Origin of the sequence: Rahnella sp. CG8, from assembly GCF_023701875.1 — a bacterium.
GTDB lineage: Bacteria > Pseudomonadota > Gammaproteobacteria > Enterobacterales > Enterobacteriaceae > Rahnella > Rahnella aceris.
Map to the genome: position 1 here is coordinate 46,880 of NZ_JABAED010000009.1, position 14,895 is coordinate 61,774.

A 14,895-nucleotide genomic window follows, 5' to 3' on the forward strand; every position below is an offset into this window, starting at 1 on the left:
TGAGTTAATGCTTCAAGTATGGGCATTTTTGGCTGCGCTGTCCTGCTTATTGATGCCTTCAGCGGCGATCTCACCCTGCGCTTTTTCCGCGTTCTCACGTTCCTGCCTCTGTAAGGTGCGGGTCAATATGGCGGAATACAAGGGCTTACCCCCCAGAAATTGCGCCAGCAGGGTCGCGCCCAGACAGGTAATGATCATCGGTAAAATCAGCTGATAATTATCGGTCATCTCCAGTACCAGCACGATACCCGTCAGCGGTGCACGCACGCTGGCGGCAAATAACGCGCCCATCCCGGCGATGGCAAAGGTGGCAGGCTGAATACCATATTGCGGAAACCACGCCAGTGCGGCGGTACCGAATGCGGTGCCGAGCAAAGTGCCCAGCGCCAGCATCGGAGCGAAAATCCCGCCCGGTGCGCCGGAGGCAAAGCACAGCAGCGTAGTCACCACCCGGACAACAAAGATCACCAGCAACATCATCAGGCTGTATTTTCCTGCCGCCGCCAGCGGGATCAACGCAAATCCGCCACCGGTGACTTCCTGATGCACCAGCCCGAGCAGGCCGCAGAATCCGCCCAACATGCCGCCGATGATCAGGATTTTTCGCAGATTTCCGCCATGTACACGGGCAAACATATCCTGTGTGCGGAAAATCAGCGCATTGAAACTGACGCCGACCACACCAAAGACCATGCCCAGCACCAGATACAACCACAGCGTATTGAGCGGCGCACTCGCCAGCCTGCCGACTTCAATCACCGCGCCGTCGCCGTTAAAAATACGGAAAACGATACTCGACATGATCACGCCGATAAACACCGCTTTTATCGAGATCAGGCTGTAACGGAACTGCAGGCGCATCTCTTCGAGAATGAACAGGATACCGGCGAGCGGTGCGTTAAATGCCGCAGAAAGCCCGGCCGCCGCGCCGGTAGCCAGCAACGAATGCCGCGCCTCCGCGCTGCGCAGCCGGAAAATATCGACCATCATTTTCCCGACATTCGCGCCCATCTGCACGGTTGGCCCTTCCCTTCCCAGCACCATACCCGCACCCAGCGTGCCCATGCCGCCAAAGAATTTCACCGGGATCACCCGCCACCAGCGCACCGGCCGTAATTCCTCCAGTGCGCCTTCGATTTCAGGGATCCCCGAACCGCCCGCTTCAGGCGCATAACACCGGACCAGATAATAGCCGACCATCGCCAGCGCGGCAGAAAACACAAATGTCAGCGGCCACAGCAGGATCCAGTAATCATTGAAGACGCCCAGCCCGGCAAGCCGGACCGCCATCACCCAGTTCACTGCTTTCTCAAAAGCCACGCCGAGTAAGCCGGCAACCGTACCGACCACTGCGGCGACCAGCAAAATGGTGACCGGCGTTTTATCACGACGCAGTAAAAGGCGCAGGATTTCGCTGCGTTTGCGCGGGCCGCGCACGGGCGCATCCGCTAAAATTTCAGTGTCTGATTCATTCATCTCAGAAAGGGAAATATAAAAAATGTTATGGAAGATGGATGGATTTAATCATACAAATTGGCGTCCTGACAGGATCTGCAACAAAATGCCGCACGGTTAGCGGTTTGATAACGCCGCTCAGTTCACTAGAATGGGCGCATTAATCTTTCCGTGACATATTGAACCCAGCAATTCAGGAGCCGAATAATGAGTAAGTCAGAAAGTCTGTTCACGCAGGCGCAAGCGCTAATCCCGGGCGGTGTTAACTCGCCGGTACGTGCCTTCTCCGGCGTTGGCGGCGTCCCCTTATTCATCGCGCGCGCTGACGGCGCTTTCCTGTTTGATGCCGATGGTAAAGCCTACATTGACTACGTGGGTTCATGGGGACCGATGGTGCTTGGCCATAACAACGCCGAAATCCGCAATGCGGTGATTGAGGCGGCTGAGCGCGGCCTGAGCTTTGGTGCACCGACCGAGATGGAAGTGAAAATGGCCGAACTGGTGACCGGCCTGGTGCCTAGCATGGACATGGTGCGTATGGTGAACTCCGGCACCGAAGCGACGATGAGCGCGATCCGTCTGGCGCGTGGTTTCACCCATCGCGATAAAATCGTTAAATTCGAAGGCTGCTATCACGGCCACGCCGACTGCCTGCTGGTGAAAGCCGGTTCCGGCGCGCTGACCCTCGGCCAGCCGAACTCGCCGGGTGTCCCGGCTGATTTCGCCAAACATACGCTGACCTGTACCTATAACGATCTCGATTCCGTCCGTGCTGCATTCGAGCAATTCCCTGACGACATCGCCTGCATCATCGTGGAGCCGGTCGCAGGCAACATGAACTGCGTGCCGCCATTACCGGAATTCCTGCCGGGTCTGCGCGCAATTTGTGATGAATTTGGCGCACTGTTGATCATCGACGAAGTGATGACCGGTTTCCGCGTCGCACTGGGTGGTGCTCAGGAGTATTACGATGTGATGCCTGACCTGACCTGTCTGGGTAAAATCATCGGCGGCGGCATGCCGGTGGGCGCATTTGGCGGACGCCGCGACGTGATGGAAGCGCTGGCACCGACCGGTCCGGTTTATCAGGCAGGCACGCTTTCCGGTAACCCGATTGCCATGGCGGCCGGTATTGCCTGCCTGACGCAGGTCGCGCAACCGGGCGTACATCAGACCCTGACCGAACGCACCACCCAACTGGCCGAAGGCTTGCTGGACGCGGCACAAAAAGAAAATATTCCGTTCGTGGTGAACCACGTCGGCGGCATGTTCGGGCTGTTCTTCACCGATACAGAAACCGTGACCTGCTATCAGGACGTGATGAAATGCGACGTTGAGCGCTTTAAGAAGTTCTTCCATCTGATGCTGGAAGAAGGCGTTTACCTGGCCCCTTCCGCCTTCGAAGCAGGCTTTATGTCTCTCGCGCATACGCCGGAAGATATTCAGCGCACGATTGATGCCGCTCGTCGTTGTTTCGCTAAGCTGTAACTTTAAGTTTTAAAAATAACCAGGGGGAGATCTCCCCTGGTTAATATATTATTAAGTTCATTTAAAAAATTTTAAAAAATATAATTCCAGCCATTCATAATATTCATTCGTAAAATGAATACCATAAAGGAATTATATTTATATGGACTATAAAAAATATTTAATTTCTCCAACAACGGTTAATTTACCTGTTAACTCCAGGCTTTGCTTACTCAGCATCGCACTGTATACCGCACTTCTAATTTTCTTAACACAAAGTCTTTCTTCAGCGATGGCATCCTCACCGTCCGTACAATCGCCCCCCGCAGGAACAGGCCTGACAACGATGTCATACAATGGTACTAACGAATACTTCAGGCCTACCGAAAGCTATACCGACCTCACGGGTGCTGCGATAGTTGTTAACGGTGATGGGAATACGTTAGACATGCGCCCCTATGAAGAGGGCGTATTTCTCTACTCTACTGACGTAACAGGAAAGAGCGGGATTGTATTTAATGGAAACGATTCAACCCTGATTAATAATGTCGATATTACAGCGACCGGAACCGAACTCGGCGGTGTCGATGCGGCTGTAAATATGAAAGGCACCGGGGTAGTCAATAACTCGGGCAATATTGATTCTCAATCCGACGCTATTTATCTCGCGAAATTCTCAACCGTCAACAACCACGGCACAATAACCGCATCGAACCCTGACAGTACACGCACGGCTGTCTATTTTAATAGCGGAGGAGACTTTAACAACAGTGAAGTTGGTCAGGTAGAAAGCACAGGCTATGGCGTGGTTTTCAACGCCAAAACAGCCGGAGATCCGCAAAGCCAGCTGCTGAATTCAGGAATTATCACCGGCAGGGTAAATGGCGTTGTCGGCAGGGGAAATGCCGAAGGGGCAATTATCAATCAGGCCGGGGGAATAATAAGCTCTGAGCAGGGTTCAGGCATTGCAATTTCGGATACCGCAAGTTTCGACATTACTAATTACGGAACTATCACCGGACAAGAAGCCGCTATTCGTTTCTCAGGCACAGGCAGCAACTCACTGACACTGAGTACCGGATCCATGCTCAATGGCGACGTTATCAGCAGCACCGCCGACACTAACACCCTGATGCTTTATGAAACGGGTACTGAAGATGCCAACTTTACCGGCTCTTCTGCCAGCACGGGGTTCAAAACACTGACGATGGATGGCAATGCCTGGACGCTGTCCGGTGATATCAATCTCACCGGCAGCGATGAATCCACATTGCTTGTTAACAGCGGCGTGCTGACCCTGAGCGGCAATGTCACCTCGGCAGGTAAGACCCTGATTAATAGCGGTGGAGGAATGTTGGTTGATACAACGGGTTCCCTGACGACACCAGAAATTAATATCGCGGAAAGTGCCTGGTTTGCTTCAACGGGTACGGTCACGGGCGACATTCATAACAGCGGTACCGTTATGGCCTATAACGCCCTGGCCGGCAATGAATCGGCAGCAGCAGGTACGACAACGTTACAAGGGAATATGAATAACGCCGGCACATTGTTGCTGGGCGGGGGGCAGACCGGAAATACCTATATCATTGCTGGCGACTATACAGGTGATAACGGCGCTGTTGTTATCAACAGTGAGCTTGGCGGCGATGAATCTCTTACCGATAAACTGGTGATTCAGGGTAATAGCTACGGGCAATCCTCCCTGACCGTCAATAATATCGGCGGAATGGGGTCGGAAACCCTGCAAGGTATGGAAGTGATCAGTGTCGGTGGCACTTCTGCCGGGCAGTTCTCGCTGGGAAATCGTGCGGTTGCCGGGGCTTATGAATACAATTTATTTCAAAATGAAAACGATGGGAGTTGGTATCTGATGTCAGCAGCAACGCCGGATCCGACACCCGCCCCAGACCCAACGCCTGAACCGGATCCTGTCCCTGATCCTGCTCCCGAACCGACTCCTGACCCAATTCCCGATCCGGTTCCGACCCCTGACCCAATTCCCGATCCGGTTCCGGTTCCTGAACCATCGCTTTATCGTCCTGAAACCGGCGCTTATCTCGGTAACCAGCTGGCGGCACAGCGTATGTTCACTTTGCAGTTGCATGACCGGGGCACCGCACAAAAGAGCAGCGATGAACGTGCATGGCTACTGATTCATAATGACGCCACCAGTCTCAATGCTGCGGACGGTGATTTGTCACTGGATACCAACATTACAACCCTGCAATTGGGAACCAGCCTCCTGACTGAGGATACAATACAGGGTGGCCAGTACCAGTTAGGTATTATGGCGGGTATAGGGGACAGCAGAACCAAATCTAATGCTGACGGTAGTCATTACAGAGCAACCGGTAAGGTCAACGGTTACAGCCTCGGCGCCTACGCCACCTGGTATCAGGATGCGAAATATCAGAAAGGCTGGTATGTCGACAGTTGGGCGCAATATGCCTGGTATGACAATAGCGTACAAGGCAACGGTCTGGACCCGGAAAACTACAGCAGCCAGGGTGTACAGGCTTCAGTGGAAACAGGATATCTGTTGGCTTTCGGCCAGTCCTCATCCCGTGAATGGACGGTTGAGCCTCAGGTGCAGGTCATCTATAACCGCTATGACAGTGAAAATCATACCGAAACCAATGGCAGCCGAATCGCTGGTGGCACTGACGATTCATTGCTAAGCCGGACTGGGGTTCGCTTATCAAACCGGAGTATCACGGATAACAATGCCCTGATCCCTTACGTTGAAGCGAATTGGGAAAACGGTCAGTACGTTGACTCCCTGAACTTTAACGGTGATGCCGTGAGTAATGATATGCCGGAAAATCGCTACGGGTTACGTGTCGGCCTGACCGGAAAAGCCGCTGAAAATATGCAGATTTGGGGACAGGCTGGCTCTTATATTGGCGAGAACGATTACACCAATTATCAGGCAGCCGTAGGCGTGAAAGTTAACTTTTAAGTCCACACTGACGATATTAAGGGCGCTCACCGGAGCGCCCTTTTTTGTTAATTCGCCTGCTTTCTCAGCAGATAAATAAAGTACGGCGCACCGATAAAGGTGGCGAGCAGACCAGCCGGGATCTGATCCGGGAAAATGATCATCCGTCCGCACCAGTCCGCAAAGACCATCAACAACCCGCCGAGAATACTGGCGACCATCCACTGCGGAACCGCCCGGCGAAAGCCCATCATGCGCGCCATATGGGGTGCCATCAGCCCGACAAAACTCAGCGGCCCGACAGTCAGCGTTGCCGCCGCAGTCATCACCGCCGCCAGCAGTAAAATCGCCAGGCGGGTAGGCGTCAGCGCCAGTCCGACTGATTTCGCGGTCACGCTCCCCAGCGGTAAAATATTTATCCAGCGGCGGCAGAATGGCACAAGAACCATCAGCACCCCGGCCAGAATCAGCGTTCGCCAGGCGGCTTCAGCGGATACGGAATAGGTTGAACCTGAAAGCCAGGTCAGCAGGCCACCCATTCGCGGATCGCCGCTCGCCAGCAGCAACGTCATCAGCGTGGTGAAAGCGGTACTGAGCGCGATACCGGTCAGTAACATACGTTCGGCCGAAAAACTTCGCAGCCCCGAGGCCACCATAATCACCAGCAACGTCAGCGCCGCACCCGCACTGCCCGCAGGCAGCAGCCAGACAAAGGCATCGTCCGGGACGATAAACATCATCACCACCACGCCGGTCGCCGCACCGGAACTGATCCCCAGCACTTCCGGGCTTGCCATCGCATTACCGGTCAGTTTTTGGATCAGCACACCGGATGACGCCAGCATAATACCCGCAGCCAGCGCCGCCATCACGCGCGGCAAACGCCACGGCAGCAGCGCCTGTAAATCTGCACCGGTGGACCAGCTCCAGCCAGTGGCATTGCGTCCGGCCATCAGTGCAACCATCAGCCCGAGTAACAGCACGGCGAGCGCCAGTGACACCCAGCGCACCAGATGCTGACGTTCAACCGGTACGTGATCGCCCTGATCCATTGGCGGCGGTGTCATGTTATTGCGTAAACGCGGCAGCAGCCATAACAGCAGCGGCGCGCCCACCAGCGCTGTCGCGGCACCGGTAGGAATCTCCATCCAAAAGGTGGTGAGGGTTTGCATCACCTGATCGGTAAGCCAAAGCAGCAGCGCACCGATAACCGGCGCAATGATCAGCCGTGCAGCCAGACGACGTGCACCGAGCATTTTCGCCAGAAGCGGGGCAAACAGGCCGATAAAACCGATGATCCCGACCGCATTGACCAGTTGCGCACTCATTAAAATCGCCAGCGTCAGCACAGCAAGACGCGCCGCTGACAGGCCGAGGCCAAGATTTTTGGCGACGCCATCATCCAGCCCCAGGAGCGTCATCGGACGCTGCAACAGAAACGCCAGCAGCCAGACGATAATCACCCGCGGCAGCAGGAAGTTCGCGATATCCCAGTCCTGCTGGTTCAGCGCCCCGCTGCTCCACATGTACAGACTTTGCAGGTTCTGGTAGTTGAAGATGCCAATCAGGCCATTCACCGCTCCGCAATACAAGCCCAGCACCAGACCGGCGAGGATCAGCGTGACCGGTGACATGCGTTTGCCCCAGGCGATGCCGAACACCAGTGCACCAATCACCACCGCGCCAGCCATGGCGGCAAACTGCTGGGTGATCATCCCGCCCGGCAGTGCCCACAACGTGGCGACCGTCAGGCCGAGCTGCGCGCCTGCCGAAACACCCAGCGTCGCGGGCTCTGCCAGCGGATTACGTAATACCTGCTGGAACAGCAAACCAACCAGCCCCAGCCCGGCACCGGCCAGCAAGGCCACAGCGACGCGCGGCAGCAGGCTGTAATGGAAAAGCATCTGCTGGACATTATCGATATCAGGCTGCCACAACGCCCCGCGCCACTGTGCATAAGGCAGTTGCTGATTCAGGTTGTAGAGACTGAGCACACCGGCGGCCAGCGCCAGAAGTATAAGGAGAGTCAGCGAAACGCTGAGTGAACGGCGGTTCATACCGGTTTCCCCAGAGTGCTGGTGAGAATTTTACAGAAATTCATCGCGCTGAAGGTTGCTCCGTAATACCAGACGGCGGGCACGATGCTGAACTGGTTCGCGCGCACAAACGGCATGGATTTCCACAGCGGCGTTTTTGCTACTGCCTCCATCATGTCGGCGTTGTCGTGTTCGAAACACAATACGCGGGCGTTTTTAATACTGGTCAGGCGCTCGACGCCGACCGATACGCTGCCCCAGAAACTGCCTTCCCCGGCCCAGGCGTTGGTCAGCCCGAGCTCACCCATCACTTCATGGAACATGCTGCCCATGCCAAACACCAGAACGTGGCGCGTATCAATAAAGGTGATTAACAGCAGCGGCTGCTGCGCGACCGGCTTCAGCTGTTCGCGGGTTTGCAGCAGCGTGTCACGGTACAGCTGCAAATGCGTTTCGGCGCGATCCTGTAAACCGAGACGATCCGCCAGTTTATGCAGGGAACTGATGGCCAGATTGAGCGGTTTTGCCGAACCGTCATTGGCTTTGACACCCAGAACCGGCGCGATGGATTCGAGCTGACTGGTCGTCGGACCATAACCGGCGGTGATCAGCAGCAGCGAAGGTTTTAGCTGCTGGATAAGTTCCATATTGGGTTCGGTACGCTGACCGACATCAATCACGCCCGGTGCCAGCGGTGGTTCAACCACCCAGGTGTTGTAATTACGGATATCGGCAATCGCCAGCGGCATCACGCCGAGTGCGATCAGCAGTTCAGCCGGTAACCATTCGAGAGCAATAATGCGGCTGAGATCGGGACGCGATGCCGACAGCGCAGGCACCGAGGTCAGCAACGGAGAAAGCGCCATCATCTGCAACAGACGACGACGGGTGATTCCGGAAAAATTTGAAATATCAGACATATCAGTATACGAAGCTCACCGGCGCGCCACCCGCAGGATGCGGCAGAATACCCATCGGAATGCCATAAATCTGTTCCAGTACATCGCCGCGCATCATCTCTTCCGGCGCGCCCTGGGCAATCATTTCACCACCGCGCAGCGCCATCAGTTGATCGCAATAGCGGGCAGCCATGTTCAGATCATGCAGCACGGCGATCACGGTTAAGCCCTTCTCACGGCTCAGACGCTGGATCAAGGCCAGCACATCTTTCTGATGGGCGATATCCAGCGCAGAGGTCGGTTCATCGAGCAGCAGGCAACGGCTGTCCTGCGCCACCATCATCGCCAGCCAGGCACGCTGACGTTCGCCGCCGGAGAGGCTGTCCACCAGACGCCGGGCGAACGGTTTGAGGCCGACCAGCGCAATGGCTTCTTCGACCTTTTCTTTATCCTGATGTTTGAAACGACCCAGTGCGCCGTGCCACGGATAGCGGCCAATCGCCACCAGTTCCTGCACTGTCATGCCTTCTGCGGCGGGGAGCTGCTGCGGCAAATAGGCAACCTGACGCGCAAAGGCTTTGCTGTCCCACTGCGCCAGCGGCGTGTCATTGAGGTAAATCGTTCCAGATGTCGCAGACTGATGCCGCCCGAGCATTTTTAATAACGTCGACTTTCCTGACCCGTTGTGACCAATCAGGCCACACACTTTCCCCTGCGCAAAGGTCAGGGATAATGGCGCGAGAAGCGTGCGTCCCGGGACGCTGAAACTCACGTCCTGCAGGCGGAAGACGCTGTCTGGCAGCGGGGAAGACGGATGTACGTTGTTATCAGGCATAAGATTTTCTACGTCGACATCGGGTTGAGAACAGGAAACGGGCACGACCTGCGTGCCCGGATTTTAGTGCTTACATACTGACTATTCGAAGACTCTTAAAAACGGAAGGTTGCGGTGGCAACCACCTGACGCTCCGCGCCCCAGTAACAGGCGTAATCGCGGTAGCAGCTTGCCACATACTCACGATCCAGCAGGTTATTGACGTTCACGCCAACGGAAGAACCCGGCAGACCAAAGCGTGCGAGATCGTATTTGATCGTCGCATCAACCAGTGTGTAACCGGCAACATTAAAGGCTTCGTTAGTCTTATCGCCCGTCGTGTAGAAGCTGGAGGTTGAACCGAAGTAACGAACGCCGGAACCCACAGTCAGGCCGCTCAGTGCAGTTTCGTGGAAGGTGTAATCCGCCCACAGTGATGCCATGTTCGCAGGCACTTCAGCAGGACGCTTGCCTTCATAAGCAAGGTCGTGCGTGTACTTCGCATCGGTATAGGTGTAAGACGCCGTCATGTTGATGTTGGCGTTGAGTGCGGCTTTCGCTTCCAGTTCCAGACCACGGGAACGAATCTCACCTGACTGAACGCTGAAGGTATTCGTCTGATCGGTAGGATCGTTGGTCAGGTTTTTGGTTTTCGTCAGCTGATATACGGCCGCCGTCAGACTGATCGGACGATCGTTAGGAATGTATTTCACACCCGCTTCGTACTGTTTACCGATTGATGGATCAAACGGCTTCCCATCCTTGTTAGAACCCGCTGTCGGTTCAAAGGATTCGCTGTAGCTGAAGTACGGGGAGATACCGTTATCAAACAGGTAATTCAGACCGCCGCGCCAGGTAAACTGTTGGTCATTAATTTGCGTAGCGCTGTTGCTTGAACGGGTAAACGTCGAGCTTTTTGCGAAATCGTAACGACCGCCGACGGTCAGGATCCACTTGTTCCATTCCGCCTGATCCTGTGCGTACAGACCGGTTTGCTCCTGACGGTTGAGAACTTCATACGGGAAGTACAAGGACACATTACTGTTGCCGTACTGCGGGTTGCTCATGTTCAGATTACTGGCGGAACCATAATCGGCATCAATGTCGTTACGCATACGCATGTAATCCACACCCATCAGCAAGGTGTGATCGACATCTGCGGTGGCAAATTTAGCCTGCGCCTGGGTATCCACATCGAAGTTAGCCAGTTTCTCTTTTGACTGAACGTACGCGCGGCTCATCACGCCATTCCCGACATAACCGGTGCCGTAAACGCCTTTGTATTGGGTATCGAGTTTGGTGTAACGCAGGTTCTGACGCACGGTCCAGGTGTCGTTAAAGCCGTGTTCGAAGCTGTAACCGACCATTTTCTGGTTGCGGGACATCTTGTTGCTTTCTTCGCCTTCGTTGAAGTCGGTCGGCAACTTGTGTGCTTTTCCGTTGGCGTCGTAATACGGCACCACGGTGCCCTGACGCGGTAACCAGCCGTAGAAACCGGCATCCGGATCGTTCTGGAAGTTGCTCAGGAAAGTGAAGCTGGTTTTATCATCAGGACGCCAGGTGAAAGACGGCGCAATACCGTAGCGTTTCTCTTTCGCCATCTCCTGCTGAGTATCCTGGCTGTGCGCCACGCCGGTCAGACGGTAGGAATACACGCCCGCGTCGTCGATGGCGTCGCTGAAATCAAAGCCGGTCTGGTACAGGTTGTCTGTACCCATTTTGAACTGCACTTCTTTCAGCGGTTCAGTGGTCGGGCGTTTACTGACCATGCTGACTACACCGCCCGGATTACTCTTACCGTACAGAACGGAAGACGGCCCGCGCAGCACTTCAACACGCTCGAGCATGTACGGATCCATCGACACTTCAGAATAGTTGTCACCCTGAAGTTTGATGCCATCGAGATACTGGTTGGTGTTCACCGATGTGAAACCGCGGATAGCGATCGCATCATAGGTGGAGGAACTGCCACGGCTGGCGAAAACGCCCGGCGTGTAGCCTAAGGCTTCTTTTACTGAAGCAGGCTGTTTCATGTCCATTTCTTCACGGGTCACCACGGAAATAGATTGTGGCGTTTTCACCAGTGGCGTGTCGGTTTTTGTGCCGGTCGCGCTGTGTTTTGCCGCGATAGTGGCCGCCGGCCCCCACGCAGATTCGGGCGCCGCTTCGGCCATTGCCGAGCTGGTCACGTTTATAGTGTCTTCTTTTGCCGGGGCGGTGGTGGCTGCACTCGCATAAAACGCGGCAGAGCCGAGCGCAGCGGCGAGGGTTAAAGCTAACGTCCGGCGCTTAAATGCACCTTTTTGGACTGAAGTTGAAAGCGAGCATTGAGAAGCCATTGCATAATCTCTGGAAGAGTAATGGGAATGTAAACGATAATTATTATTATGAACGTTGCATATTATGCTCAATGCTTACGCGGCTGCAAGCCTATTTAATGCATGGTTTTTCCGAATGAATAAAAAGTATCCTCATGTTAAACGTGGGTAAAAACGCTTATAAATTAAACGGGAATGAATGTGACTTGCTTGCTGGAAATGTGAAATGGGGTGGGTAAATTTGGATTAAGAATGACAAATAAAAAAGGGCGCAATTTTCATTGCGCCCTTTTTAGGTTTACGGAATCAATTAATTATCAGTTGCCTGAACCAAACATATCCTTGATCCAGCCCGCCACGCCGTTGCTGTCTTTCTTCTCATCCTGAGATTGTGGCTGTTGCTGCTGTCCGGATTGCTGCTGCTGTTGTTGCTGTTGCTGTTGCTGCTGGATCTGTTGTTGCTGTTGCTGAACAGCGCTCACAGAAGCCTGACACATGGCGTCCGGCGAATCAGTCCAGACCGGGATTGAACGCACCGCGCCACTGCCGCCCAGCAAGCCACCGCTGTTGCCACAGACAAAGTTACCGCTGCCATCAATATTCATCGTACTGATGCCTTCCGGCATTTGCAGATCCAGGGGCTGAGGTGTGCCGTTTTCCAGATACCGTCCGTAAAGCACCAGCGCACCGGTAGAACCCCACAGTTTGGACGGGCCGTTGTTGTCGCGGCCTACCCAGGTGATCGCTACCTGATTGCCATCGATACCGGCAAACCAGCTGTCACGCAGTTCGTTCGACGTACCGGTTTTCGCCGCCAGATGCAGTTTCGGGAACTTGTTCGCCAGTGCGCGCGAGGTCCCTTCCTGCACTACCTGCTGCATGGCATACAACGTCAGATACGCTGCCTGAGAAGGGATCACGCGCACAGCCTGCGGGAAGCTCTGATAGAGCACGGTGCCGTCTTCCGCAATCACTGAGCGTACCGCTGACAGTGGCGCTTTGTTGCCGCCACTGGCAATGGTCTGGTATTCCTGCGCAACTTCCATTGGCGTTAACGCAATCGCACCCAGCAACATTGATGGCGTCTGGTTCAGCGACTCTTTAGGGATCCCCAGATCAATCAGCGTTTTGGTGATGTTGTCGAGACCAACGGCCATCCCCAGATTGACTGTCGGGACGTTCATCGAGCGCGCCAGGGCATCCACCAACAGAACCTGACCGCGGAACTGATGGTCATCGTTTTTCGGCGACCATGTCTGACCATTTGCCAGTTTCAACGTCAGCGGCTGATCGGCAAGGATGGTATTGAGCCGGTATTTATCCGGCTGAGACAACGCGGTCAGATAGGTCGCCGGTTTCGCCAGCGAGCCGACCTGACGTCGCGCCTGCATCGCACGGTTGAAGCCCGCGAACTGCGTTTCCGCGCCGCCGACCATCGCCCGCACTTCACCGGTATAACGGTCAACCACCACCATCGCCGTCTCGATATCATTCAAACCGCTTTTCTTACGCAGTAACGGAATGCCTTCCTCGACCGCTTTTTCCGCCGCATCCTGAGAAATCGGATCCAGCGTGGTGAAGATTTTCACCCCGGACATATCCTGAACTTTATCGCCCAGTTTAGCCTGCAGTTCCTGACGCACCATCTGCATAAACGCAGGCTGCGGCGAAATCACCCCGCCTTTCGGCTGCACGCCCAGCGGACGCGCGCTGAGCATGTCATACAGTTCCTGATCGATAACTTTCTGATCAACCAGCAAACGCAGCACCAGATTACGACGCTGCAAGGCCATTTGCGGATTACGCCACGGGTTATACAGCGAGGCACCTTTCACCATACCCACCAGCAATGCCTGCTGATCCAGACTCAGTTCGTTCACCGGACGGCCAAAGTAATACAGGCTTGCCAGCGGGAAACCGCGGATTTGATCAGAACCGCTCTGGCCGAGATACACTTCGTTCAGATACAGCTCAAGAATGCGGTCTTTGCTGTAATCTGCATCCAGCAGGATCGCCATCACCGCTTCACGCGCTTTACGGCTCAGCGAACGTTCGTTGGTCAGGAACAGGTTTTTCACCAACTGTTGCGTCAGCGTTGACCCCCCCTGCACCGCATGACCGGCGGTGAGGTTAGCCACCACGGCACGACCGATGGAATAGAAGTTGATACCGTCATGCTCATAGAAATGACGGTCTTCCGTGGCCAGCAGCGTATCGACCAGCAAATCAGGGAAGCCGGAACGTGGCACGAACAGACGCTGTTCACCGTTGGCGTTGGACGCCTGCAACATAGTGATCAGACGCGGATCGAGGCGGAACAGACCGAAATCACGCTGGTTATCCAGGTTTTTAATCTCGGAAAGGCTGTTGCCGTCAAACATCAGGCGGGCGTTGACCTGCCCTTCTTTTCCTTCCGGAAAATCAAACGGACGGCGCAGCAAATCAATGTAATTCGCGTGAACCGTAAACTCGCCCGGACGGGTTATGCGCGTCACTTCGCGATACTGCGTGCCTTCCAGCAATCCGACCATTTCAGCTTTGCTGATTTGCATGTCCGGCTCAAGATTGACCTGACGACCATACACTGCCGCAGGTAACTGCCAGACTTTGCCGCCATCGATGCGGTCATGAATTTGCTTGTTGAGATAAACCGCGTAAATCCCCAGCAAAATCAGGAAGACGACAAACAGTTTGACTAATAACCAGAACAGACGGCGCCTGGCGCTTTTCTTCCCGCCTTTGTTCGCTTTACGCGGCGGGGCTTTACGGCTCATGCGTGACTCCCGTTCTTCTTCGTAGTCATCATCATCCTCATACTCGTCATCGATTTCCTCTTCGTATTCTTCGTAGTCGTCATCCCGGCGGCTACGGCGAACGGGACGAGCCCGCGCGGGCTTGCGCCCGGCAGGTTTACCTTTACGGCCAATCGGCTCGCGATCATCGCCAGACATCAGTCAATCTCCCA

8 protein-coding genes are annotated in these 14,895 nt (G+C 54.8%); 2 read left to right on the forward strand and 6 right to left on the reverse strand.

The window, feature by feature from the left end; genetic code table 11:
* Positions 1-12 precede the first annotated feature (12 nt).
* Entirely contained in the window at positions 13-1,476 is a 1,464-nt protein-coding gene (clcA, locus tag HGO41_RS10645) for a H(+)/Cl(-) exchange transporter ClcA (protein ID WP_013576933.1), read from the reverse strand.
* A 186-nt stretch (positions 1,477-1,662) separates the two neighbouring features.
* Between clcA and hemL the strand changes: the two genes are divergently transcribed.
* Complete coding sequence (hemL, locus tag HGO41_RS10650; RefSeq protein WP_112150934.1) at positions 1,663-2,943, forward strand: glutamate-1-semialdehyde 2,1-aminomutase; 1,281 nt, start codon at positions 1,663-1,665, stop codon at positions 2,941-2,943.
* A 325-nt stretch (positions 2,944-3,268) separates the two neighbouring features.
* Positions 3,269-5,884 (forward strand): autotransporter family protein, encoded by a 2,616-nt coding sequence (locus tag HGO41_RS10655; RefSeq protein ID WP_250981020.1) that lies wholly within the window; start codon positions 3,269-3,271, stop codon positions 5,882-5,884.
* 47 nt (positions 5,885-5,931) lie between these two features.
* On the opposite strand, the gene fhuB is transcribed toward HGO41_RS10655, so the two are convergent.
* The 5 genes from fhuB to mrcB all read right to left on the reverse strand — a co-directional run bounded on the left by fhuB (position 5,932) and on the right by mrcB (position 14,881).
* Positions 5,932-7,920 (reverse strand): Fe(3+)-hydroxamate ABC transporter permease FhuB, encoded by a 1,989-nt coding sequence (fhuB, locus tag HGO41_RS10660; RefSeq protein WP_250981021.1) that lies wholly within the window; start codon positions 7,918-7,920, stop codon positions 5,932-5,934.
* Positions 7,917-8,819 (reverse strand): Fe(3+)-hydroxamate ABC transporter substrate-binding protein FhuD, encoded by a 903-nt coding sequence (fhuD, locus tag HGO41_RS10665; RefSeq protein ID WP_037033375.1) that lies wholly within the window; start codon positions 8,817-8,819, stop codon positions 7,917-7,919. The genes fhuB and fhuD overlap by 4 nt, the downstream gene beginning before the upstream one ends.
* A 1-nt stretch (position 8,820) precedes the next feature.
* Positions 8,821-9,633 carry a Fe3+-hydroxamate ABC transporter ATP-binding protein FhuC gene (fhuC, locus tag HGO41_RS10670; protein WP_119262085.1) on the reverse strand — a complete coding sequence of 271 codons (813 nt, stop codon included), beginning with the start codon at positions 9,631-9,633 and terminating at the stop codon, positions 8,821-8,823.
* Between the two features lie 95 nt (positions 9,634-9,728).
* Positions 9,729-11,951 carry a ferrichrome porin FhuA gene (gene fhuA / locus HGO41_RS10675; RefSeq protein ID WP_126125134.1) on the reverse strand — a complete coding sequence of 741 codons (2,223 nt, stop codon included), beginning with the start codon at positions 11,949-11,951 and terminating at the stop codon, positions 9,729-9,731.
* Positions 11,952-12,247: 296 nt separating this feature from the next.
* On the reverse strand, positions 12,248-14,881 hold the full coding sequence (gene mrcB, locus HGO41_RS10680) for a bifunctional glycosyl transferase/transpeptidase (protein WP_112197469.1): 2,634 nt from the start codon (positions 14,879-14,881) through the stop codon (positions 12,248-12,250).
* Between the last annotated feature and the right edge of the window lie 14 nt (positions 14,882-14,895).